At 68.7% G+C, this 22,439-nt stretch carries 23 protein-coding genes and 1 tRNA gene; 19 read left to right on the top strand and 5 right to left on the bottom strand.

What is annotated here, in order from left to right; genetic code table 11:
• Positions 1-60 precede the first annotated feature (60 nt).
• Genes AC1ROW_RS16960 through AC1ROW_RS16975 form a run of 4 tightly spaced genes read left to right on the top strand, consistent with a single transcriptional unit; the run spans position 61 to position 3,920 of the window.
• Entirely contained in the window at positions 61-1,236 is a 1,176-nt protein-coding gene (locus tag AC1ROW_RS16960) for a PP2C family protein-serine/threonine phosphatase (protein ID WP_493020061.1), read from the top strand.
• The gene (locus tag AC1ROW_RS16965; protein ID WP_493020062.1) at positions 1,233-3,185 is read left to right on the top strand and encodes a glycosyltransferase family 2 protein; all 1,953 of its coding nucleotides are present in this window, start codon (positions 1,233-1,235) and stop codon (positions 3,183-3,185) included. Before AC1ROW_RS16960 ends, AC1ROW_RS16965 begins: the two co-directional genes overlap by 4 nt.
• Positions 3,182-3,514, top strand: a complete 333-nt coding sequence (locus tag AC1ROW_RS16970; protein WP_493020063.1) for an STAS domain-containing protein — start codon at positions 3,182-3,184, stop codon at positions 3,512-3,514. The genes AC1ROW_RS16965 and AC1ROW_RS16970 overlap by 4 nt, the downstream gene beginning before the upstream one ends.
• On the top strand, positions 3,507-3,920 hold the full coding sequence (locus AC1ROW_RS16975; protein ID WP_493020064.1) for an ATP-binding protein: 414 nt from the start codon (positions 3,507-3,509) through the stop codon (positions 3,918-3,920). The genes AC1ROW_RS16970 and AC1ROW_RS16975 overlap by 8 nt, the downstream gene beginning before the upstream one ends.
• A gap of 18 nt (positions 3,921-3,938) precedes the next feature.
• On the opposite strand, the gene pgm is transcribed toward AC1ROW_RS16975, so the two are convergent.
• A complete protein-coding gene (gene pgm, locus AC1ROW_RS16980; protein WP_493020065.1) occupies positions 3,939-5,558 on the bottom strand; it encodes a phosphoglucomutase (alpha-D-glucose-1,6-bisphosphate-dependent) in 1,620 nt (539 codons plus the stop codon).
• A gap of 70 nt (positions 5,559-5,628) precedes the next feature.
• Between pgm and pheA the strand changes: the two genes are divergently transcribed.
• Both pheA and AC1ROW_RS16990 read left to right on the top strand, forming a co-directional pair.
• Positions 5,629-6,621 carry a prephenate dehydratase gene (gene pheA / locus AC1ROW_RS16985; RefSeq protein WP_493020066.1) on the top strand — a complete coding sequence of 331 codons (993 nt, stop codon included), beginning with the start codon at positions 5,629-5,631 and terminating at the stop codon, positions 6,619-6,621.
• Between the two features lie 28 nt (positions 6,622-6,649).
• On the top strand, positions 6,650-7,315 hold the full coding sequence (locus AC1ROW_RS16990) for a hypothetical protein (protein ID WP_493020067.1): 666 nt from the start codon (positions 6,650-6,652) through the stop codon (positions 7,313-7,315).
• A gap of 80 nt (positions 7,316-7,395) precedes the next feature.
• On the opposite strand, the gene AC1ROW_RS16995 is transcribed toward AC1ROW_RS16990, so the two are convergent.
• On the bottom strand, positions 7,396-8,382 hold the full coding sequence (locus AC1ROW_RS16995) for a diacylglycerol/lipid kinase family protein (protein ID WP_493020068.1): 987 nt from the start codon (positions 8,380-8,382) through the stop codon (positions 7,396-7,398).
• Positions 8,383-8,417: 35 nt separating this feature from the next.
• On the opposite strand from AC1ROW_RS16995, the gene serS reads away from it, so the two are divergent.
• From serS to AC1ROW_RS17020, 5 genes are all read left to right on the top strand, one after another.
• A complete protein-coding gene (serS, locus tag AC1ROW_RS17000) occupies positions 8,418-9,683 on the top strand; it encodes a serine--tRNA ligase (RefSeq protein ID WP_493020069.1) in 1,266 nt (421 codons plus the stop codon).
• A complete protein-coding gene (locus AC1ROW_RS17005) occupies positions 9,680-10,492 on the top strand; it encodes an HAD family hydrolase (protein ID WP_493020070.1) in 813 nt (270 codons plus the stop codon). The genes serS and AC1ROW_RS17005 overlap by 4 nt, the downstream gene beginning before the upstream one ends.
• 184 nt (positions 10,493-10,676) lie before the next feature.
• On the top strand, positions 10,677-11,957 hold the full coding sequence (locus AC1ROW_RS17010; protein ID WP_493020071.1) for an LCP family protein: 1,281 nt from the start codon (positions 10,677-10,679) through the stop codon (positions 11,955-11,957).
• A 175-nt stretch (positions 11,958-12,132) separates the two neighbouring features.
• Complete coding sequence (locus AC1ROW_RS17015; RefSeq protein ID WP_493020072.1) at positions 12,133-13,404, top strand: MFS transporter; 1,272 nt, start codon at positions 12,133-12,135, stop codon at positions 13,402-13,404.
• A 29-nt stretch (positions 13,405-13,433) separates the two neighbouring features.
• A tRNA-Ser gene (locus tag AC1ROW_RS17020) sits at positions 13,434-13,521 on the top strand.
• Between the two features lie 189 nt (positions 13,522-13,710).
• Here the strand turns inward: AC1ROW_RS17020 and AC1ROW_RS17025 are convergent.
• From AC1ROW_RS17025 to AC1ROW_RS17035, 3 genes are all read right to left on the bottom strand, one after another.
• The gene (locus AC1ROW_RS17025) at positions 13,711-14,223 is read right to left on the bottom strand and encodes a hypothetical protein (protein ID WP_493020073.1); all 513 of its coding nucleotides are present in this window, start codon (positions 14,221-14,223) and stop codon (positions 13,711-13,713) included.
• Between the two features lie 83 nt (positions 14,224-14,306).
• Positions 14,307-15,392 carry a site-specific integrase gene (locus AC1ROW_RS17030; RefSeq protein ID WP_493020074.1) on the bottom strand — a complete coding sequence of 362 codons (1,086 nt, stop codon included), beginning with the start codon at positions 15,390-15,392 and terminating at the stop codon, positions 14,307-14,309.
• A 21-nt stretch (positions 15,393-15,413) separates the two neighbouring features.
• Positions 15,414-16,004 (bottom strand): helix-turn-helix domain-containing protein, encoded by a 591-nt coding sequence (locus tag AC1ROW_RS17035; protein ID WP_493020075.1) that lies wholly within the window; start codon positions 16,002-16,004, stop codon positions 15,414-15,416.
• A gap of 101 nt (positions 16,005-16,105) precedes the next feature.
• Here AC1ROW_RS17035 and AC1ROW_RS17040 point away from each other — a divergent pair, with 101 nt between their 5' ends.
• The 8 genes from AC1ROW_RS17040 (at position 16,106) to AC1ROW_RS17075 (ending at position 22,438) form a co-directional block, all read left to right on the top strand.
• Complete coding sequence (locus tag AC1ROW_RS17040) at positions 16,106-16,303, top strand: helix-turn-helix transcriptional regulator (protein WP_493020076.1); 198 nt, start codon at positions 16,106-16,108, stop codon at positions 16,301-16,303.
• Between the two features lie 471 nt (positions 16,304-16,774).
• Positions 16,775-17,524, top strand: coding sequence for a sigma-70 RNA polymerase sigma factor region 4 domain-containing protein (locus AC1ROW_RS17045; RefSeq protein WP_493020077.1), 750 nt, complete (start codon positions 16,775-16,777; stop codon positions 17,522-17,524).
• Positions 17,521-18,624, top strand: coding sequence for a hypothetical protein (locus AC1ROW_RS17050; RefSeq protein ID WP_493020078.1), 1,104 nt, complete (start codon positions 17,521-17,523; stop codon positions 18,622-18,624). Before AC1ROW_RS17045 ends, AC1ROW_RS17050 begins: the two co-directional genes overlap by 4 nt.
• Before the next feature lie 88 nt (positions 18,625-18,712).
• Positions 18,713-19,372, top strand: coding sequence for a hypothetical protein (locus AC1ROW_RS17055; protein WP_493020079.1), 660 nt, complete (start codon positions 18,713-18,715; stop codon positions 19,370-19,372).
• A 5-nt stretch (positions 19,373-19,377) separates the two neighbouring features.
• On the top strand, positions 19,378-19,533 hold the full coding sequence (locus AC1ROW_RS17060) for a hypothetical protein (protein ID WP_493020080.1): 156 nt from the start codon (positions 19,378-19,380) through the stop codon (positions 19,531-19,533).
• Positions 19,530-19,853: a hypothetical protein gene (locus tag AC1ROW_RS17065; protein WP_493020081.1), complete on the top strand. Its 324-nt coding sequence runs from the start codon at positions 19,530-19,532 to the stop codon at positions 19,851-19,853. Before AC1ROW_RS17060 ends, AC1ROW_RS17065 begins: the two co-directional genes overlap by 4 nt.
• On the top strand, positions 19,850-20,902 hold the full coding sequence (locus AC1ROW_RS17070) for a hypothetical protein (protein WP_493020082.1): 1,053 nt from the start codon (positions 19,850-19,852) through the stop codon (positions 20,900-20,902). Before AC1ROW_RS17065 ends, AC1ROW_RS17070 begins: the two co-directional genes overlap by 4 nt.
• Before the next feature lie 3 nt (positions 20,903-20,905).
• A complete protein-coding gene (locus AC1ROW_RS17075) occupies positions 20,906-22,438 on the top strand; it encodes an SCO6880 family protein (protein WP_493020083.1) in 1,533 nt (510 codons plus the stop codon).
• Position 22,439 lies beyond the last annotated feature (1 nt).

The raw sequence follows: 22,439 nt of genomic DNA on the forward strand, positions 1-22,439 counted from the left end.
TCCTGGCAACGCAGCGACATCACCCTGAAGTCCGGTAGACACCTCAGTACAGTTGGACGCATGGTCGTCGACGCGCAGGCGGTGCAGCAGACAGAGAGCGCGCGGCAACGCGCACTGGCCGGCCTTCGGGTGGTCGACACGGGGCCGGAGGCGCGGTTCGACCGGATCGCCCGGCTCGCGCAGCAGCTGTTCGCCGTCCCGATGGTGAGCATCACCCTCCTCGACGGCGATCGCCAGTGGCGCAAGTCGCACATCGGGCTGACGACCGAGGCCCCGCGAGAGAAGGCGTTCTGCGACGTCACCGCCCGCCAGGACGCCGCGCTGATCGTGCCGGACGCGACGGGCGACGCGCGTTTCGCGGACAACCCGTTCGTCGTCGGGGACCCGCACCTGCGCTTCTACGCGGGCGAGCCGCTGCACGCGCCGGGCGGGGAGGCCGTCGGCACCCTGTGCGTGCTCGACACCGAACCGCACACCCTCAGCCCCGAGCAGGAGCGCGTGCTGCGCGACCTCGCGGACTGGGTGCAGGACGAGCTCAACCGCGACGACGAACTCGACCGCGCGGCGATCGCCCAGAAGGGCCTGCTGCCGCGCCGCAAGCCCCGGGCCGCGGGGTTCGAGGTCGCTGCGGCGTGCGAACCGTCGCGCGGCGTCTCCGGCGACTTCTACGACTGGTACGACGTGGGCGACGACTTCTGCGTCACGGTCGGCGACGTGATGGGCAAGGGACTGGCAGCCGCGATCGTCGGCGCGTCCGTCCGCACCGCGCTGCGCAGCGCGATGGACTTCGCCGACCTGGAGGACTCCGTGGACGCCGCCTCCCGGCTGGTGGAGGAGGACCTCGACCAGCTCGCCACCTTCGTCACGCTCTTCCACGCCAAGGTGCACACGGACGGCGCGGTCGACTACGTCGACGCCGGCCACGGGCTCGCGGTGATCGTCCGTGACAGGGGGCCGCTCGAGCGGCTGCAGAGCAGCGCGCTGCCGCTCGGCCTGCCCGCGCCGGAGCCGCGCGCGCCGGACCGGGTGGTGCTCGGCCCGAACGACTCCCTGGTCTGCGTGAGCGACGGCGTCCTGGACGCGCTCGGCGGCGACCGGGCCTTCCCGGTGCTGGAGGCCATCGTGCGGGGCAATGTCACCCCCGGCGGCGCGGTCTCCCGCATCCTCAGCGCCGCGCGCGGGGGCGTGCCGATCGACGACGTGACCGCCGTGATCGTCCGCCGGAGCAGCTGGTGAACCGCGGGCTGCTCCGCCTCATCTGCGTCCTCACGGTCTTCGCGGGCCTCGACTACGTGCTGTGGCGGTGGCTGGCCTCGGTCAACTGGTCGGCGTGGTGGATCGCCGTGCCGCTGGTGATCGCCGAGACCTACAGCCTGGTCGACACGTTCTTCTTCGCGCTCACGATGTGGCGTGTGAAGGTGCGTACCGGCCCGGACGCGCCCCCGGCCGGCACCGTCGACGTCTTCATCACGACCTACGACGAGCCCGTCGACCTGGTGCTGACGACCGCGCGGGCGGCGAAGGCCATCCGCTACCCGCACAGCACCTGGATCCTGGACGACGGCGACCGCGCCGAGATGCGCGCCGCGGCCGAGCGCGAACGTCTCGGCTACGTCACCCGCACCGAGGACTGGCTGGACAAGCCGCGCCACGCGAAGGCCGGCAACCTCAACAACGCGCTGTTCCAGACCGACGGCGAGTTCCTCCTCATCCTGGACGCGGACCAGATCGCCGAGCCGCAGATCCTGGACAGCACGCTCGGCTACTTCGCCGACCCGAAGGTCGCGCTGGTGCAGACGCCCCAGTTCTTCTCGAACGTGGACGAGGCCGACCCGCTCGGCAACCAGGCGCCGCTGTTCTACGGCCCCATCCAGCAGGGCAAGGACGGCTGGAACGCCGCCTTCTTCTGCGGCTCCAACGCGGTGCTGCGCCGCGACGCCCTGATGGAGCTGGGCATCGTCGGGTACGTGCGCGACGTCGAGCAGACGGTCCGACTCTCCCTCCGCTCGGCCGACCGGATGCTCGCCAAGGCGCAGCGGTCAGCCCGCGCCGACCTCGAGACGGCGCGGCTGATCGCCGAGGTCCGCGGCCACGTGGAGGACGCGAACGCCCGCCTGCGCGCCGGTGAGAGCGTCGGCGAGGTGACGTACCGGCTGCAGCAGCAGATGGATGACGTCTCGCGCACCGTGGTCCGCAGCGACATCGCCGCAATGGAGGAGGACCTCCGGGCGATCGCCGCCCTCCCGGTGCAGGCGGACTCCGAACTGGGCGCGTTCGTCGTGGACGAAGTCGCGCTCGACCGGCTCGCCGAGCGGGACTGGTCGCCGCTCGGCGCGATCGACTCCGTGCAGCGCATCGCCGACACGCTCGCCGTCGACCGGCCCGGCCAGGCGCAGCCCGTGATGCCGATGGCGACCATCTCGGTCACCGAGGACATGGCGACGGCCATGCAGCTGCACGCGGGCGGGTGGCGCAGCGTCTACCACCACGAGATCCTTGCCTGGGGGCTGGCCCCGGAGGACCTGGGGACGATGCTCGGCCAGCGGCTGCGCTGGGCGCAGGGCACCCTGCAGGTGATGCTGAAGGACAACCCGCTGGTGAAGCGCGGGCTGAGCGCCGGTCAGCGGCTGATGTACTTCGCGACGATGTGGAGCTACCTGTCGGGGTTCGCGTCGGTCGTCTACCTGGCGGCGCCGGTCGTCTACCTGCTCACCGGGATCATGCCGGTGACCGCGTGGAGCGTCGAGTTCTTCGCGCGGTTCATCCCGTATTTCATCCTGAGCCAGCTGATGTTCCTCGTCGCGGCACGCGGGCTGAAGACCTGGCGGGGCCAGCAGTACGCCCTCGCGCTGTTCCCGTTGTGGATCCGTGCGTGCTGGACGGCGGCGGCGAACGTCTGGTTCGGGCGCAAGCTGGGCTTTGTCGTGACGCCGAAGGAGCGCAGCGGGCGTGCGCCCATCCCGTGGCGGCAGATCTGGCCCCAGCTCACGGCGATGGCCGTGCTCGTGATCGCGGCGGTCGTGGGCGTCCTGCGTGTCGTCGCCGGAACCGCGGACGGGTTCGGCACGCTGGTGAACACGGTCTGGGTGATCTACGACCTCGTCGTGCTCGCCGTCATCCCGCGCGCGGCCCTGTACCGCGGACCGGCCGCGCACGCGGCCAGGAAGGAACCCCGCCTCCGATGAACATCACCACGACCATCCGGCAGGACGGCGTCGCCGTGCTCGCCGCGAGCGGCCGGATCAATCTGGTCACCGCCCCGACCGTTCGCCGCGAGGTGCAGCGCATCGTGGACGAGGGCCACGCGCGGCTCACGCTCGACCTCAGCGAGGTGGAGTTCATCGACTCGTCCGGGCTCGGCGCGCTGGTCAGCGGCCTGAAGACCGCCCGGACCGCGGGCGGCGACCTGCGACTCGCCGCGGCGTCCGAGCAGGTCGCCGGCGTGCTCCGCCTGACCAACCTGGACCGCATCCTGCGCGTGTACCCGGCGACCGACGACGCGTACCGTGACTGAGGCGTTCCGGGAGGCGTTCCTGGCGCCGGCCGACGCCGAGGCGATCGAGCGCGTCCACGCGCTGTTCGCGGAGCTCGCGGAGCGGCGGCCCGACCTCTCGGCCGAGCGCCGCGGCGCGTTCGAGCTGGCCGTCGTGGAGGTCGTGACCAACGTCATCCAGCACGGCCGGGAGGGCACCCGCGCCCGCGTGGAACTGGAGGTCGGTCACACGCCGGACGGCATCCGCGCGGTCGTCACCGACGACGCCGAGCCGGCCGACATCGACCTGTCGTCGACGGCGATGCCCGAACCGGAGGACTTCGGCGAGTCCGGCCGGGGGCTCGCGCTCATCGCCCTGCTCGTGGACGAGTTCACGCACGAGCCCCTCCCGCACGGCAATCGCTGGACGCTCGCCTCGGGCAGCTGACCGGCTGCCGGCCGAGCCTCAGGCGCCGAGCGCGTCGCTCACGATCCGCTTGGCCTCCTCCTGCACCTCGCGGAGGTTCTCCTCGCCCGCGAAGCTCTCGGCGTAGATCTTGTAGACGTTCTCGGTGCCGCTCGGCCGGGCCGCGAACCACGCCGTCGCCGTCTCGACCTTCACGCCGCCGAGGGGGGCGTCGTTGCCGGGCGCCCGGCTCAGCTTGGCGGTGATCGACTCGCCGGCGAGCTCGGTCGCGGCGATGGCGTCGCCGTCGAGCTTGCCGAGGGCGGCCTTCTGCTCCGGGCTCGCCGGCGCGTCCACCCGCTGGTAGACCGGGTCGCCGAACCGCTCGGTCAGCTCGCGGTAGAGCTGCGAGGGCGATTTGCCGGTCACCGCGCGGATCTCGCTGGCGAGCAGGGCGAGCAGGATGCCGTCCTTGTCGGTGGTCCACGCCGAGCCGTCGAAGCGCAGGAAGCTCGCCCCCGCGCTCTCCTCTCCGCCGAAGCCGACCGAGCCGTCGATCAGGCCGGGGACGAACCACTTGAAGCCGACCGGGACCTCCCACAGGCGCCGGCCCAGCGACTCCGCCACCCGGTCGATGATGGAGGACGACACGAGCGTCTTGCCGACCGCGGCGTCCTTCCGCCAGCCGGTGCGCGTGGTGAAGAGGTAGTCGATCGCCACAGCGAGGTAGTGGTTCGGGTTCATCAGCCCGCCGTCGGGCGTGACGATGCCGTGTCGGTCGGCGTCGGCGTCGTTGCCGGTGAGGATGTCGAAGTCGCCGCTGCGCGCGACGACCGACGCCATCGCGGACGGGCTCGACGGGTCCATCCGGATCTTGCCGTCCCAGTCGAGCGTCATGAAGGCCCAGGTCGGGTCGACGTCCGGGTTCACGACGGTGAGGTCGAGGTCGTACCGGTCGGCGATGGCCTGCCAGTAGTGGACGCTCGCGCCGCCGAGCGGGTCCGCGCCGATGCGGATGCCGCTCTCCTTGATCGCCTTCACGTCGATGATGTTCTCGAGGTCCGCCACGTAGTTGCCGCGGAAGTCGTAGGTCTCGACGCCGCTCGGCTCGGCCATCCGCACGTCGCGCAGCCCGTCGGCGATGATCTCGTTCGCGCGCTTCGCGATCCAGCTCGTCGCGTCGGTGTCCGCCGGCCCGCCGTGCGGCGGGTTGTACTTGAAGCCGCCGTCGCGCGGCGGGTTGTGGCTCGGCGTGACGACGATGCCGTCGGCCTGGTCCGGGTGGCCCGCCTTGTTGTAGGCGATGATCGCGTGCGAGACGGCCGGCGTCGGCACCCAGTCGTCGAACTCGTCCACCAGCACACGCACCTCGTTGCCGACAAGTACGGCCAGGGCCGTGGTGGTGGCGAACTCGCTGAGCAGGTGGGTGTCGGCGCCGATGAACAGCGGGCCGGTGATCCCCTGGGCGGTGCGGTACTCCACGATCGCCTGCGTGGTCGCTGCGATGTGGTCCTCGTTGAACGCGGTGTCGAGCGCCGAACCGCGGTGCCCGGAGGTGCCGAACACCACGCGCTGCTCCGGGATGCTCACGTCGGGCTTCAGCTCGTAGTACGCGCGGCGCAGGGCGTCCACGTCGATGAGGTCGGAGGGCTGCGCGGGGGTGCCTGCTCGTTCGTCCATGCGACTACTCTTCCACGGCGGCGCGGAACCGGCGAGGGCCGCGGCGATGCGCCTCGCTAAGCTGAGGGCCATGTCCTCCGCGCCTGCCGACCCCACCGCCGAGCTGCCCGCGTCCGTGGACGAGGTCTACAGCTTCCTCGGGCCGTCCGGCACCTTCACGGAGGCCGCGCTCGCGCAGGTCCCCGAGGCCCGCGGCAAGAGCTGGCGGGCCGTCAACAACGTGGGGGAGGCGCTCGCCGACGTGGTCGCGGGCCGCAGCGTCGCCGCGATGATCGCGATCGAGAACTCCATCGAGGGCGGTGTCTCCGTCGCCCAGGACGCGCTCGCGACCATCCCGGGCCTGCGAATCGTGGGCGAATACCTCGTGCCCGTCAACTTCGTGCTCGTCGCCCGGCCGGGGACCACCCTGGCGGACGTGCGGACGATCAACGCGCACCCCGTCGCCTACGCGCAATGCCACCAATGGCTGGACGCGAACCTCCCCGCGCACGGGCACCTGCCCGCGTCCAGCAATGTCGCCGCCGCGGCCTCCCTGTTCGACGGGAGCACCGCAGACGCCGCCATCGCCCCGCCCGGGATCGTCGACCACCACGACGTGACCGTGCTCGCCGAGAACATCGGCGACAACCCGAACGCCGTCACCCGGTTCGTCCTGGTCAGCACGTCGCGCACCGTTCCGGCGCCGACCGGGGCCGACAAGACCAGCCTGATCGCCGAGCTGCCGGACGACCGGCCCGGCTCGCTGCTCGACCTCCTGGAGCAGTTCTCCACCCGCGGCATCAACCTGAGCCTCATCGAGTCGCGGCCCATCGGCGACGCCCTGGGACGCTACCGGTTCGTCATCGACGCGGACGGCCACATCCACGACGAGCGCGTCGCGGACGCCCTGCTCGGCCTCCGCCGGTTCAGCCCGTCGGTGATCTTCCTCGGCTCGTATCCGCGGGCGGACGGGGTGCGCGTCGACTTCGACCAGCGCTACCGCGACGAGGTGTTCACCGAGGCGCGCGAGTGGCTCGACACCCTGGTGGACGACCACGGTGCCGCTTCGGGCGACCGCGGGTAAGCTGCGCAGCAGGGAGCGCTCACATCGGATGCCACTCCCATCCGATGCGCGGGAGGTCGGGATGATCGTGGACGACGAGCAGAAGGACGCCGCGCGCGGCATCGACCCCCGTTACGACCCGCAGTTCCAGCGCGGCTACCGTCCGCAGCCGGGCGAGCGCGCCAGGACGCGCCTGCGCGCCGCGCCGGCTCCCTCGGCGGCGGCCGAGGAGAGGGCGGCGGAGAAGGCGGACGAGGAGCGGAGGCCGGTCGAAGCGGCGTCGCTGAGCATCGCACCGGTCGACCTGCCGCGGGCGACGGCGGAGCAGCCCGCGGCCGAGCCCGGCAACCGCCCGTATGCGGCCCCGGCGCCCGCTCCGACCACGAGCATCCTCGACCGGCTCGACCTCTCGCCCCGGCGCAACCCGCTGATGCTCGCGCTCTGGCTCGTGGCGGGGGGCTTCGTCGTGCTGGGCATCGTGCTCTACTCGGTCTCGGTGAGCCTCTCCTACACCGGCTCGACGCCGTCGACCGACGTCGGGTCCCTCGTCGTCTCGCAGCTCGGCTGGATGCTCGCGGGGCCGCTCATCACCGTCGGCCTGATCACCCTGGTGGCGCTGCTCTTTCTCACGGCGCTCACCGGCCGGGGCACGAAGCGCGCGCCCTCCCAGGACCTCGCCACCGCTGACCCCGGCGAAGACGACGACATCAGCTGAGGCTCGTCATTCGTCACGAATGTCGAGTATGTGCGCCGCATAAGCGACATTCGTCACGAATCTCACGCGGTAGGGGGCGCTCATCGGGGCACGCGGACCCGCAGTCCCTGCGGGTCCACGGCGATGCCGAGCCGGATGACCTCCCCGAATCCGTCGCCGTCGAGCTCGAACGGCTCTGGCGCGTCCAGCTCGACCGCCACCGCCGCGCCGCGCAGGTAACTGAGCCGGGCGCGGATGGCCTTATCGGTGAAGCGGATGATCCGCCTCCCGAGCGCGCTCCGGCGGAGCACCCGGTTCTCCCAGCTGACCTTGCGCCAGATCGCCAGCCAGCCGAACACCGTCACCGGCTGCAGGATGGCGATGTCGATCAGGCCGTCGTCCACCTCGCTGTCCGGGATGAGCTGCATGTTGCCGGGGAGGTCGCCGCAGTTCGCGAACAGGATGGTGCTGACGTGCGCCGTGCGTTCGGCGCCGCTCTCGATGCGGAACCGCACCCGGACGTCGCGCGACGCCGGCCATGAGCGGAAGGCCGACTCGACATAGGCGAGCCAGCCGAAGCGGCGCTTGAGCTCCGGGCGGGTGGTCTCGATCATCCGGGCGTCGAAGCCGATGCCGGCCATGACCAGGAAGGCGTGCTCGCTGCTGCTCCCGTCGGGCCGCTCGGCCGTGGCGACGCCGATGTCGATGCGCCGGGTGACGCCGTCGAACGCGACGGCGACCGCCTCCTCCAGGCCAGTGAACGGGACGCCGATGTTGCGGGCGAGGAGGTTGCCGGTGCCGCCGGGCAGCAGGGCCAGCGTCGCGTCCTGGTCGCGCAGCGCCTCCGCGACCGCCCGGACCGTGCCGTCGCCGCCAGCCGCGAGCACCAGCGTCGCGCCGCGTTCGAGCGCCTGGCGGGTCTGGCCCTGGCCGCCGTCCTCCGGTGTGGTCTCCAGCCAGAGCAGCTCGATGTCGCCCTCGTCGGCCGCGCGGGCCTCCACCGCCGCCCGCACCCGCCGCACATCCACGCGCACGGGGTTGTAGACGACGGCGACCGTCGTGCCGCTCGTCCCCTCCCGCTCGTCCACGGGATCACGCTACTGGACGACGATAAGCTGGGGCAGTGATCGATCCCGTCCTGCTGCGCGAGAACCCCGATGTCGTCCGACGTTCCCAGGAGGCCCGTGGCGACTCCGTGCAGCTCGTCGACGAGGCGCTGCAGGCCGACATCGAACGCCGGGCCGCCATCACCGCATTCGAAGAGCTGCGGGCCGAGCAGAACGCGTTCGGCAAGCAGGTCGCGCAGGCGCCCAAGGACCAGAAGCAGGCGCTCGTCGCCCAGGCGCAGGCGCTCGCCGGCCGGGTGAAGGAGGCGCAGCAGGCCGCGAACGCCGCTGAGGCGCACTTCGAGGCCGTCGTGCGACGCATCGGCAACCCCATTGTGGACGGCGTCCCGAGCGGCGGCGAGGACGACTACGTCGTGCTGAAGGAGGTCGGCGGCATCCCGGAGTTCGACTTCGAGCCGCGCGACCACCTGGAGCTGGGCGAGCTGCTCGGAGCGATCGACATGGCCCGCGGGGCCAAGGTCGCGGGAGCCCGGTTCTCCTTCCTGCGCGGCATCGGCGCGCGGCTCGAGATCGCGCTGATGAACATGGCGCTCGACAAGGCGCTGGGGAACGGTTTCGTCCCGATGATCACGCCCACCCTGGTGAAGCCGGAGGTGATGCAGGGCACGGGCTTCCTGGGCTCGCACGCCGACGAGGTCTACCACCTGGCGGACGACGACCTGTACCTCACCGGCACGAGCGAGGTCGCGCTCGCCGGCTACCACGCGGACGAGATCCTCGACGTCTCCGAGCCGCTGCGCTACGCCGGCTGGTCCACGTGTTACCGGCGCGAGGCCGGCTCGGCGGGCAAGGACACCCGCGGCATCATCCGCGTGCATCAGTTCAACAAGCTGGAGATGTTCGTCTACACCCTCCCCGAGAATGCGGAGGCCGAGCACGCCCGGCTGCTCGCCTGGCAGGAGGAGATGATGCAGGCCCTCGGTCTCAGCTACCGCGTCATCGACACCGCGGCCGGCGACCTCGGCTCCAGCGCCGCGCGCAAGTACGACGTGGAGGCGTGGATCCCGACGCAGGGCCGCTACCGCGAGCTCACCTCGACCTCCAACTGCACCACCTTCCAGGCGCGCCGACTGGAGATCCGCTACCGCACCGAGTCCGGCAAGACCGCGCCGGTCGCGACGCTGAACGGCACGCTCGCGACGACCCGCTGGCTGGTCGCCATCCTGGAGACCCATCAGCGCGCCGACGGCTCTGTGCTGGTGCCGGAGGCGCTGCGGCCGTATCTCGGCGGCCTCGAGGTCCTGGAGCCGATCGCACAGTGAGCACTGTGGCCGGGAGCGACCGTCTGCTGATCGCGCTCGACGTGGACGGCACCCTCATCCACGAGGACGAGTCCGTCGGCGACGCCGTGCTCGCCGCCGTCACGCGCGTCCGGGAGGCCGGGCACGAGGTGATGCTGGCGACCGGCCGGAGCTGGGAGACCGCGCGGGCGATTCACGAGAAATTCGGGCTGACCAGCAAGTTCGTGGTGTGCGCGAACGGCGCGCTGACGATGATGCGCGACGAAACCGTCGAGGGCGGTTACCGTCGCGAGTTCATCGAGACGTTCGACCCGACCGAGGTGCTGCGCACGATCCGACCGCATCTGCCGTCCGGCAGCTTCATGGTCGAGGACCCGACCGGCTTCCGCCGCTACACCGAGGGCATGACCGACTGGGAGCTGGTGAACGCGGAGCAGGTCGAGTTCGAGGAGCTCGCCGCGCATCCCGCCACCCGCGTCGTCGTGGTGTCGCCGCAGCACGACGAGGAGGAGTTCCTCGCGATCGTGGAGCGGATGGGCCTCCAGCGGGTGAGCTACTCGATCGGATGGACGGCGTGGCTCGACATCTCGCCGGACGGCGTCAGCAAGGCGACGGCGATGGAGCGGGTGCGGCACGCGCTCGACATCCCGGCCTCCCGCCTGGTGGCGGTCGGCGACGGCCGCAACGACCTCGAACTCCTGGAGTGGGCGGCCGCCGAGGGCCGCGGAGCCGCGATGGGGCAGGCGCCGGACGAGGTCAAGGCGATCGCGTCCGAAGTCACCGGCACCGTCGCCGAGGACGGCCTCGCGGCGGTACTCGACTCGCTCTGATCGCGCGCGACATTCGTCACGAAGGTCGCCTTTCGCGGCGTCTGACGCGACATTCGTCACGAATGTGGCGGCTGACCTGGGGGTTCGGTGTGCAGAGGCTTTCCAGGCGGCTGTGTCAGACTTGTGGATGGTGTGTGCTTTCTCAGGCGCCGCCGTTCCGACGTGGTCCGACGAGAGGGAGTGAATGGACGAGATGCCCACCCGCGCGCAGGCGCGCGCGCAGGAGAAGTCGGCCGGCCCGTCGCTGGCCCGGCACGGACGCCTCAAGCGGCATCATCCCTTCAAGACCGTCGCGGCCCTGCTGATCGGCGTGCTCGCCGTCGTGGGGATCAGCACCGCGGGCGTCGCGGCGTACGCGACCTACGACGTGGCCACCAGCCTGAAGCCGGCGGTCAAGCTCGTGGATGCGAAGGGCAAGGTCGTCACGCCGGGTCTCGGCGCGATGGACGGCGCCTTCAACGTCCTCCTCGCAGGCTCCGACTCCGGCGGCGGCAACAAGAGCTACGGCGACCGCGGCGAGAACCTCAACGACGTGACGATGCTGCTGCACGTGTCGGCCGACCACAAGAACGCCACGGTCGTCAGCTTCCCGCGCGACATGTACGTGCCCATCCCCTCGTGCCCGGACGGCAAGGGCGGCAGCTACGACGCGATGAGCCGCCAGAAGATCAACAACACCCTGAGCTACGGCGGCCTGGCCTGCACGGTGCTCACGGTGGAGAAGCTGACCGGGCTCGACATCCCGTACGCGGGGGTCATCCAGTTCGACGGCGTGATCGAGATGTCCAACGCGGTCGGCGGCGTGGACGTCTGCGTCGCGGGCGACATCAAGGATCCGTACACCGGCCTCGACGTGAAGGCCGGCCAGAACACCCTCCAGGGCCAGCAGGCGCTGGCGTTCCTCCGCACCCGGCACGGCGTCGGCGACGGCTCCGACCTCGGCCGGATCAGCAACCAGCAGGTGTTCCTCTCGTCGCTCGTCCGCACCATCAAGAGCGCCGACACGCTCGCCAACCCGGTGAAGGTGTACGCGCTGGCCAAGGCCGCGACCAGCAACATCTCCCTGTCGGAGAGCCTGAATAGTCCGACCACCATTGCCTCGATGGCCATGGCGCTCAAGAACGTCGACGTCTCGAAGGTCGTCTTCGTGCAGTACCCGAACCACTACGAGGGCAACGGCGTGGCTCCGACCAAGGACGCCGCGAGCACGCTGATGACGGCTCTGCAGAGCGACAAGCCGGTCACCCTGACCGGTGACACCGGCGTCGGCTCGGAGGCGGCGCCCGGCACGGCGACGCAGGCCCCGGCCGCCCCGTCCGCTCCGGCGACCGAGGCTCCGGCTGCTCCGGCCCCGACAGACACGTCGAGCGCGGCGCCGGGCGACGGCTCGTCCGTGCAGCTCCCCTCCGACGTGCACGGCCAGACGGCCGCGCAGGTCACCTGCTCGAAGCCGTTCCACGACTGAGCCGGCTCGAGTGCGCCTGGCGGGAACGAACCGCCGTGGTGCACACTTGAATCCTGCGGAGGTTCGCCCCTCCGCTCACAGTTCCATCGTGTAACTACCTCGCGCCGGCTCGTCCGGCGGACCAAGGCGGCACTTGAAGCCCGCGGTCCGCCGCGGTGAAGACAGAAGGCCAGGCATGACGCGACCAGACACGACCGACACCGGCGTCACCAGCGAACCGGAGCGCCCGACGACGCTGCTCCGGGCGGCGGGTTTCTCCTACTTCCCGGTCGCGCTGCTGGCGCGCCTCCCGTACGCCATGATGGTCGTCGGTGTGCTGACCCTGGTCGTCTCGGCACGCGGCGAGCTGTCGCTCGGCGGCCTGACCTCCGCGATGGTCGGCGTCGGCACCGCGATCTTCGGCCCGCTGATCGGCGCGGCCGCCGACCGGATCGGTCAGCGTGGCGTGGTGCTCGCCGCGGGGATCGCGAACAGCGTGGCGCTGCTGGCGATGGCGTGGGTGGTGTTCAGCCCGGCTCCCGACGCGCTCGTGCTGCTCGTCGCGTTCCTGATCGGCGCGACCGCGCCGCAGGTGTCGCCGATGTCGCGCAGCCGCCTGGTCGGCATCATCGCCAGCCGCCTCCCCGGCGACCGGCATGCCGCGGTCCTCAACGGGACGATGGCGTACGAGTCCGCAGCCGACGAGGTGGTGTTCGTCTTCGGCCCGTTCATCGTCGGCCTCCTGGCGACCACGCTGAACCCGGCAGCCCCGATCATCGGCGCCGCCGTGCTCACCGTGCTGTTCGTGACCGCGTTCGCCCTGCACCGCAGCGGCGCGGCGCGCCCGACCGAGGAGGACGGCCTCCCGGTGCGGCAGGCTCCGGCGCGCGAGTTGCTCCGTCCCGGCCTGATCGCGGTCACCGTCGGCGTGCTCGGGATGGGCCTGTTCTTCGGCTCGATGCTCACCGCGCTGACGTCGTTCCTGTCGGACTTCGGCCACCCGGAGCAGGCCGGCCTCGTCTACGGCGTGATGGGCGTCGGCTCGGCCGCGCTCGCGCTCGGGGTGGCCTGGTTCCCGCTCAGGTTCGCACTGCGCTGGCGCTGGCTGACCTTCGCCGGCATCCTGGCCGCCTCGACGGCGGCGCTGCCCTTCGCGACGACCGTTCCGGGGATGATCCTGGTGCTGCTCGTGGCGGGATTCGGCGTCGGCCCGACGCTGGTCACGCAGTACAGCTTCGGCGCAGAACGCAGCCCGGTCGGCCGCTCGGCGACGGTGATGACGATCCTCGGCTCGGCCGTGATCGTCGGCCAGTCGGCGTCCTCGGCGCTGGTCGGCGCGCTGGCGCAGAGCGCGGGTACGCACGCGGCGATGTTCGCCCCGATCGTGTCGGCGCTGATCGTGCTGGCCGCAGGCGCGGCCAACGTGTTCATCACGGGCCGCCGACCGTCGCCCACCCGCGTTCGCTAGAATCGGTCGACGCCGGTCCGCCGGCGCCGGGAGGGCTGTCCGAGCGGCCGATGGAGCCAGTCTTGAAAACTGGTGGGCAGAAATGTCTCGTGGGTTCGAATCCCACGCCCTCCGCCACACTTGATGGTCCGGAATCCCAGTAATCTACTGGGATTCCGGGCCATGATAGGTCCGCCGACCTATTGATTTGCGCACATTTTGCGCACAACTGAATGAGCGCGAACTTGCACCGATGAGCACCGATAAGGCCGCAAGGGGTGCTTCTTGCGCCATCCAGTCGCCCTCTTCGAAGAAGAATCGACCAAGCTACCCGCGCATGAAGGCCCACGAGAACGGGAGGGCAACCGCGTAGAAGCTTGCTGCCCAAAGGCTCTTGAGGATCCGATTTGCCCCGCTGAGGAGCCGCCAGCTCTCTGAATCATTGCCCACGAGATGGTAAATGCGGACGCTTGTCCAGAGGGCGACGACTAGGCCCAGCGCGATCGTCGGTGCCCAGCTCCCCACCTCAACTGATGCCGCGATCCCAATCATCGCTGACGAGGCGGCTCTCCCTTGCAGGTACGCAGCACCAACTCCGAACAACATGATTGCAAGCCCGGCAATGGCTACAACCATGCCTCGGTCGTTCAGCCAATGGTGGGCGGCCACGAGCGCGGGTTGGACCATGGGCAGGCCTGCCCACCCTGCAGCTCCAGAAAGGGTCAGAAGTGGTCCGGTCTTCAGGAACAGTCCAATGATGCTCGCCAGTGCCAGGACGGACGCGACAAAGCGATACGGGGCATCCCATCTGACGCGCAGTAGGTCGAGAAACCCAGCCAAGCCATCTCCTCACGAATTTGGCTCACTTTAGCGGCCGCCACCGACTTTTCGCCCAAGCGGGGAGAGTCGCCGGACCACGGAGTCTAGACGGGCGAAACCGATCGCTGCACCGCCGCGTCCAGCGCATCCGCCACTGCATCCAGGTCATCGTCGAAGAGATCGGCATACACGTCGAGTGTCATTGCGGCGGAGGCGTGACCCAGCATCCGCTGAACGGCCTTGACGTTTGCGCCGGCGCTGACAGCGAGACTGGCCGCCGTGTGTCGCAGATCATGAACGGTCATCGGCTCGATCGCCGCGCTCACGAGTGCGGCCTTGAACCAGGTTCGCTCTCCCCGCGTCGCCCGCTTGAGGTGCTCGCCGAAGCGCCCGGCGAAGAGCAGGTCGTTCGGTTGTTTGCCTTCGACTGCGCTTGCGAGAGCGGCGGCGAGAAAGGATGGGAAGGCCACCGAGCGTCTCTTGTGAGTCTTGGGCGTGCCGACGATGGTCTCGCTTCCCACTTCGACTGCATTCTCGGAGACGACGATGCGGCGCCGCTTCAGATCGACGTCACGTACTCGAAGCGCTGTCACCTCTCCCCATCGAAGCCCGGTGTAAGCCAGCACAAGGACCAGCGCCCCGTGCTTTCCGCTCGCCTTGGCCAGATCGTGAACCTGCTGATGACTCAGGTATCGGTGAGCTCGCGGAACCTTGCGGGGGAGCCTGGAGCCACGCGCGACGTTATTGGGAACGCGTCGGTCCCGCACCGCGACATCGAGAATGCCGGCGAGTACTCCGTACGAGCGAAGGACGGTAGTTGCGGATCGTCCCGCGGTCAGCGAAGTGATCCACGTCTGGACATCCGAATGCCGGACGTCCCCGACCGGCACGTTGCCCCAGCGAGGCTCGACCTGGAGACGCCACGCGATCTCCAGTGGACGCAGTGATGAGGGTTTGAGGTGAGTCTGGTTCGCGAGCCACTCGGTGCCGAGTGACCCAATCGTGGTCCTTGCTGCGCTCGCGTCGATGTACTCGCCGCGCGCTTTGCTCGTCTCGATGGAGGCCAGATAAAGCTCGGCGTCGCGCTTCGTCTTGAAGCCGCGCTTGGCGGCCTGCCTCCGCTCCGGAGTCCGGTATCGAACGACATAGCGCTTCCCTCTAGCGCTTTCGTATGACTCGATGCTGCCCACCAGTCCACCTCCAATGCGCGCCTACGACGCCACGCCCGATCTCTCCGAGATCCCCGCGCTCACGAGCAGTTCAGCGACGCGCGAGACCTCTCGCGTCACTATGTCGATGCGCGCTTGGACGTTGCTATTGCTGGCCATGAGGTCCGGATCGCCGGAAGCGGTTTGGACACCGAGAACGACTTGGAGACGCTCGAGCTCCCGCCGGAGCGTCCCGAGCTCGCGTAGTGAAGTCAAGATGTCGATGTCGACACGTTCGGCCGCAAGTCGCGGGCGATATGAGCTCAGCGGCGTGGCCGACAGCCAGCAATCGAACTCGGCCGGCGTCATCTGTTCGAAGTGCGCGCTGAGGTTCGGAAGGTCGAGTTCGGCGTCCGGAGTGGCCATTGGGGCGAGCAACATGCTTGGGGGGACCCCGAGCCCTCTGGCGATGTTCAAGAGCTGGCTGACGCTGAGATCGGCCTTCCTGCCGGACTCGATGTTTTCCAGAACGGCCATGGTGACGTTGTCGGCCGGAATGGCATCTGCCAGCTCGCGAGTGGTGCGGTAACCGCGTTGGCGCCGCGCCAGCTTGATCCGTGCCCCGATGCTTGGTTCCGATCGAAAGTCAGCCATTTCGACAGACTAGCGCGTCTTCTGTTGTCAAACCACTGAATTGACGCTACTGTCTATGCAACAGAGCAAGGACTCCTGGGTTGTCGAACGGAGGAATTGAGATGACGGGAGAATACATCCAGCCCGAAGATGTGGCTGAACTCACAGGCATGAGCCTCAAGGCTCTTGGCTACCTGCGTTGGCACGGCGGTGGCCCGCGCTTCTATAAGCCCACGCCGCGCACCATCCTCTACAAGCGAGCGGAGGTGTTGGAATGGCTGGAGGCGAGCGCCCAGACGAAGACCGGAGTACCGGCCTAAGCGACACTGCGCGGGCAGCGCCGGGTGTCATCCAGGACTTCGTCGATGGCTATCTTGTACCGGTCGATCCGATGGATGAACTGCACTGCGAGAGCTGCGAGTAGAACAGCTCGTTCACCCCGGCGCGCCATCCAGGCGCGACCCCCGTTCGGGGGTAGCGTGCGGCACCAAATGGAGCGGCTGATTCTTACCCCGACTGCCGAAACTCCCGACTCGCGATTCGAGTCAGGGCGCCGGTAACGCATCGTGACTGAGACTCCCGAACTTCAGAGTCGAAATCGCTTCTCCATCACCGAATCCGGGCGCGCCGCCCCGACCTCCCCGGCGACGCTCGGCTCACCTCACCCCTCACCATCGCGGGCGATTCCGTGCGCCCATTCGCGCTGACCCACAGCGCACTCTGACGAGCCGTCCCGGCTCGAACCCGGTCCTTCGAAGTAGCCACCTCCATGCAAGGAAGGTTGTGATCTCGTGGCTGGAGGAACCCAAGTCCGCACGCGGACGGATGCTCTTCTTACGGAGTTGCTCCGTGAAGTAGACACATTGCGACCGTATGTCCGCTTTCAATTGCGCGGCTGGCCGAATGAGGTCGACGCCGTTCTCCAGATCGCCCGGGAGACGGTCTGGCACCGATCCTCCACCTACGACCCCGAGCGTGGGTCGCCGCACGCGTTCGTGTTCGGGATCACCCGTCACGTCGTGCTCCGAGAGATCGAACGGAAGTATGGCCCGGTGGACGACGTCACCGTCGACGTCGAGGTCGAGTCCGAATTGGACATTGACCCGCTCGAGGCGATGATCCGCCTCTTTGACGCGCATCGGTGGATGGTGCTGGTCGCCGATTACGTCGGCCCATCCGACTGGCACGTGATGAGCGACCTGAGCCTGGCAGACGGTGACGCCGAGCGGGTGGCGGAAGCTCATCAGCTGTCCAAGCGTGGTGTCCGCACGATCCGTGAGCGGGTGTGCCAGACCGCACGAACCGTGCTCGCCGCGCTTGCGGCCGCAGACGCGGGGCTGCCGATGACAGGGTCGGTGATCGTGTCGTGCGTGCCCGAGATCGGTGGGTTCCGTGAGGTCGCAGGGATGATCGGCGACGACGCAGACACCATCGCCGCGAGATTGCACATCCACCCCGGATCGGCGCGGGCGCGGATTGCGACTGCAAAGCGTCTGCTGGTGATCGCCCGGGCCGTTTTCGAGCTGGAGATGGTGGCGTGATCGGGGTCGGTACGGCGGCCGCGCAGGTCGTCGCCCATCCAAAGTCCACTCGGAACCTGCTGATCGTCGCCGCGGTCATCGTCCTGGTCGTCCCCGTCGCTCTGGTCGCGGTGCCGGTGTCGTTGGTGCTCGCGATGGGTGCGAACGGGTTCAGCGGCGGTGGGGGAGTGTGCGGTGGATCCGCGCCGTCGGTCGAAGCGGGCCAGAACGTGGACGGCTACGGACTTGACCAGTTGAAGATAGCCGCGACGATCATCACCGTCGGCCAGCAGCTCAGCGTCCCGCCGCACGGGCAGACGCTTGCATTGATGGTCGCGATCGGGGAGTCCGGGTTGCGGAACCTGGACCACGGGGACGCGGTGGACAACACCACCATCGGGGTCTTCCAGCAGGGAGCCGGCTACGGGACCGCTGCGGAACGTATGGACCCGGCGACCGCGGCCGCCGCGTTCTACACGCGCATGCTGCACGTCCCGGACTGGCAGACCCTCGCCCCCACCCTGGTCGCGCACGCGGTCCAGATCAACGCCGACCCGAACCACTACGCCCGATTCTGGACACCAGCGGAGCAGGTGCTGGCCGCCCTGACCGGGGCGAGTGCCGGTGCGTGTCAGGTCCCCGCGGACGCCCGCGAGGCCGCCGCGGTCTTGGTTGGCGCGATCCAGGCGAAGAAGCTCAACTTCCTTGAGCCGCGCTACCAGCAGCAGGTCATCAACATGGCCGACGGGTCGGCGACGTCCGACTGCATAATCGACGCCCACGTCCTCCAACTGATTGTCGTCGCCGTCCAGACATTCCGACAGGTCGGCGTCAGCGACCTCAACCGGCGCTGCACCGGAATGACGCCAGGCGCCGGCACCGCATCCGCGCACTGGAAGGGCAAGGCAGTGGACTTCTACGCGATCAACCGGCAGTCCCTCACCGGAGCCGACACACTCTCGATCGATCTGATCCGCGCGCTGGACCCATATGCACCGCACGGGTCATCGATCGGTCAAAGCGACTGCCGATCCCGCGCCCGCGTGGCGCTCGGCGCGCTTACGAACTTCACCAACGACTTCCCCGATACCTGCAACCACCAGCACATTCAGGTGCCCTGACCATACGAATCTCCGAGATGCGCGCCACTTTTCGCTCGGAACCGGAAGTTCTAAGTGAAGGGCGCATACGAAACCGAGGTGAATTGAGATGAACAAGAAGCTGGTCGCAGTCGCGGCGCTCCTCCCATGCCTGGCCCTCGTCGGCTGCGTCCGCACAACGCCCACACGGAACCCGTCATTCACGACGGTCGCGCCGGACAAGCCGACCCCGACGCCGACATCCGCACAGGACGCGATGCCAGCCGCATCGGGCATCGTCAGCAGCGTGTGGGTCGACGTCTACCCGGGCACCACCGTCAAGGCCAAACACGGCTGCCGGTGCACCCTCCCGAACTCGCCTTCGGAGCTCTTCCCGGTAGGAACGCCGGTGCTGCTGCTGAAGGTCACAATGACCGGCAAGTGGATCCCCTCCCAGGGCAACCAAGACTTCCAGGACGTCACCGGCACCACCCTCAAGGGCACACAGTTCGACGGTCGCCCGGAACCGGCCGTCCTCGACACCGCGGACGGTCCTGTCGCCGCCAAAACCGCTGGCCTGCCGTGGTTGCCCACCGGGCTCTTCCACGGCCAGTCGACCTGGACGATCCCGAACGAGAAGAGCCGATCCTTCGCTGTCTCCTACTACGTCCCTGCCGGAGTCGACCAGCTGGAGCTGACCGTGAACATCCCGTCGGAGGGCAAGGCCAACGTCCTCACCGTCCCCCTTCCGGCCTCCGCGACCGGTGCGGCCAACGCCAGCGGAGAGTGACCGTCATGGATCTGCTGCTCAACCTGCTCGGCCTGCTTGGCCTGATCTGCATCACCCTGCTCGGCGTTACCGCCTCCGGCTACCTCGCCGCTAAGCGCATGCGCGAAGCACCAGTACCTGAACCGTCGACCGACCCCACGGAAAGGAACCAAGAATCATGAACGCACTCAACGAAGCCCTCGTCACCGTCCACTCCCGCATAATCACCGTGGCGGCCGTCCCGAACCCCAGCCCGGACTTCTCCGGCCCCGGCGTCGGAGCCCTGCAGGCGATTGCGAACGTCGTATTCGCCATCGTGCTCATCCTCGGCGTGATCGGCGGGCTGATCGCCGGCGGGTTCATCGTCGTTGGCCACGTCTCCAGCAACGGCCGTGTCCAGAAGGCCGGGATCGTCGGAGTGCTCAGCTGCGTCGCTGGGGTTGCGATCGCCGGCAGCATCGCCGGGTTGATCAACTGGGGCCAGTCGCTCCACGTGGCGTGACCATCATGATTGCCACTGCTGCGGCGGCACCGCCGGACCCCTTTACGCCGAACTACGGATGCTTCGTCGCCGACTTCGGCTGCCAAGCCTCCCAAACCGTTGCCCAGTTCATGGGCTCCACCATCAAGAACCTTGGCGACTTCATCGCCACGATGATCGCTGGCTCGTTCAACACGAACATCGATCAGGGCAGCTGGAACATCGCCCACTCGCAGTTCCTGTTCTGGATCGCCGTCACCGCGCCGGTCATCCTGATCGTCGCGCTCGTCCAGATCGGGATCGCGATGATCCTGCAGGACTGGTCCCGAATCGGCCGCACCGCTGCCGGCGCGGCCCTCGCCATCCCGTTCAGTGCGATCTGCGTGTGGGGAATGCAAAAGGCCTCCGGCATCACCGACGACATCACCCACGCGCTCACCAGCGCCGTGCAAGGTGGTGACCTGAGCCAAAGCCTGCTCCGCGTTGTCGGCCTCTTCGACGCACCGAAGGAGATCCACGGTGCCGTCATGAAGACGATGCAGTTCTCCCAGGACGGCGTCATCTGGGGCATGGCCACCCAAGGAGCAGCAGGCCCAGGCTCCGTCGGCGAATACGTCATGGCGTTGCTCATCGTCGGACTCATGATGATCGCCTCGCTGTTCCTGTTCATCGCCATGTCGATCCGCGAGTTCGGTCTCCTGGCGCTGGCGGCGATGGCTCCGGTCGGTTTGATGATGATCGGTCAGCCCAAGCTCACCGCCTGGGCGCAACGCTGGCTGAACCTCTCCGTCGGACTGCTCATCGCCAAACCCCTCGCCGCCGGCGTCGTCCTCCTGGCGGTCGAGTTGACCAAAGCCAGCCTCAGCATCGGCGTCATTCTCGTCGCGGCAGGTGCCGTCATAGCAGCCTCGTTCAGTCCGTTGTGGGCGACCAAGCTCGTCTCTTTCGCCGGCGCCGAGGTCGGCACCGCCCTCCACCACCGGTTCTCGGTTCGCGACCAGTTTTCGCGCGCCAGCACCGCCTCCGCACCCGTCCGCTCCGCGGCACGGATCGTCAAGGTTGGGAGATAACTCATGACCACCCTCACCGCCGACCAGATCATCACCGAGGAAGGCGCACCCCGCGTCCGCTTCGCCGCCCGGGAACGCCGCGGGATCTTCCTCGGCCTGACCTTCCTGCAGCTGGTCGTGATCGGCGCCGCCGTCGCGGTCCTGCTCTCCACCCTCTTCATCGACACCAATGCGATCTGGGTGATGCTCCCGATCGTCGCCGTCGTCGTGTTCTTCGCACTCGCCACCTACCGACGCGAACCGATCATCGTGATCGTCGCCCAAGCCGCCCGCTACGCGCGTCGGAGCCTGACCGGGCAGACCATCTTCCGTCGCGATGTCTGGCTCCGCGTGACCGTCGCGTCTCTCAACGTCGGTCACGCCCAGGTCGCTGCGACCACCCCGGTGGTGACCTCCAAATTCCTCCTGCCCGGTGCGCTCGGCGATGTCCAAGTCGTGCAGATCCCCGGCGCCGGTGGGTTCATCTACAACGCCCGTGGTCGCCTCGCTTCCGTCACAGTGAAGGTCGGATCCAAGGCGTGGGCGCTGCGGGACAAAGGCACCCAGGAGGCCGCCTATGACGGGTTCGTTGAATGGCTCAGTTCCCTGGAAAACCTGCCCGGCGTCCGCGAAACCACCATCAGGATCCGGGTCGACCGGGCCTCCTCGAACGAACTCCGCGACTACCTCCTGGTCCGGGAGAACGAACACGACCCCCAGGTCAGCGCGGAACTGCGCGCAGAGTACTGGGCGCTGACTCAGGCAGCGTCGAAACGGTCCATGGGGTTCACCAACTACATCACCCTCACCTTCGATACCGCCGCGCTCAACGGCGCCATCCGCGACGCGGGCAAGGGCCTCACGGGGTTGGCCGCCGTGCTCAAGGAACGCGTTGCCGGGATCGAGACGTCGATGGAGCACGCCCGGCTCGCTTCCGCCGGCTGGCTGACCTCGGACGAGCTCGACGAGCTCAACGCGCTGTCGGCCGACCCGATCGCCGCCGCGAAGCGGCGCGAGCAGGATTCCGGGGTTGTATCTGCGCCTTCGCCGGTGATGGGGATCGACGAGGGCTGGGATGCGATGCGCGTGGACGAGTCCTGGCATCAGACCTTCTGGGTTGCCGAATGGCCACGCACCGACGTCCGCACCGGATTCCTCGAACCGCTGCTCTACGCGGGCGACGCGACGCGGGTGATCACGTTGCAGGTGCGTCCGGTGGCGACGCACAAGGCGCTCGCCCAGCTGAACCGTGCCCAGTCCGACATGGAGACCGCCGCGACGATCCGCATGAAGCTGTCCTCCCGGATTCCGCTCACCCAACTCCGTGAAGAGGAGGACCTGGCCGTGCGCGAACACGACCTCGTCGACGGGTACGGCGACGTCCAGTACCGCGGATTCGTCACGATCTCCGCCGAGTCCAAGGACGCTCTCGCCAAGGCCCGCACCGACGTCGAACAGGCCTCCCACCCCGCCCGACTCGTGCTGGCATCGATGTCTGGACAGCAAGCTGCCGGGTTCGTCACCGCGGCGCTGCCGGTGCCGGTGGAAGGGGAATGAC

This window comes from Leifsonia sp. GW821-FHT13C09, assembly GCF_058806435.1.

Excerpts from the sequence above, each read along its gene's own strand:
- AC1ROW_RS16960 (WP_493020061.1), top strand. The coding sequence starts at position 61 with ATGGTCGTCGACGCGCAGGCGGTGCAGCAGACAGAGAGCGCGCGGCAA.
- AC1ROW_RS16970 (WP_493020063.1), top strand. The coding sequence starts at position 3,182 with ATGAACATCACCACGACCATCCGGCAGGACGGCGTCGCCGTGCTCGCC.
- pgm (WP_493020065.1), bottom strand. The coding sequence starts at position 5,558 with ATGGACGAACGAGCAGGCACCCCCGCGCAGCCCTCCGACCTCATCGAC.
- pheA (WP_493020066.1), top strand. The coding sequence starts at position 5,629 with ATGTCCTCCGCGCCTGCCGACCCCACCGCCGAGCTGCCCGCGTCCGTG.
- AC1ROW_RS16990 (WP_493020067.1), top strand. The coding sequence starts at position 6,650 with ATGCCACTCCCATCCGATGCGCGGGAGGTCGGGATGATCGTGGACGAC.
- AC1ROW_RS17010 (WP_493020071.1), top strand. The coding sequence starts at position 10,677 with ATGGACGAGATGCCCACCCGCGCGCAGGCGCGCGCGCAGGAGAAGTCG.
- AC1ROW_RS17015 (WP_493020072.1), top strand. The coding sequence starts at position 12,133 with ATGACGCGACCAGACACGACCGACACCGGCGTCACCAGCGAACCGGAG.
- AC1ROW_RS17035 (WP_493020075.1), bottom strand. The coding sequence starts at position 16,004 with ATGGCTGACTTTCGATCGGAACCAAGCATCGGGGCACGGATCAAGCTG.
- AC1ROW_RS17040 (WP_493020076.1), top strand. The coding sequence starts at position 16,106 with ATGACGGGAGAATACATCCAGCCCGAAGATGTGGCTGAACTCACAGGC.
- AC1ROW_RS17055 (WP_493020079.1), top strand. The coding sequence starts at position 18,713 with ATGAACAAGAAGCTGGTCGCAGTCGCGGCGCTCCTCCCATGCCTGGCC.
- AC1ROW_RS17060 (WP_493020080.1), top strand. The coding sequence starts at position 19,378 with ATGGATCTGCTGCTCAACCTGCTCGGCCTGCTTGGCCTGATCTGCATC.
- AC1ROW_RS17065 (WP_493020081.1), top strand. The coding sequence starts at position 19,530 with ATGAACGCACTCAACGAAGCCCTCGTCACCGTCCACTCCCGCATAATC.
- AC1ROW_RS17075 (WP_493020083.1), top strand. The coding sequence starts at position 20,906 with ATGACCACCCTCACCGCCGACCAGATCATCACCGAGGAAGGCGCACCC.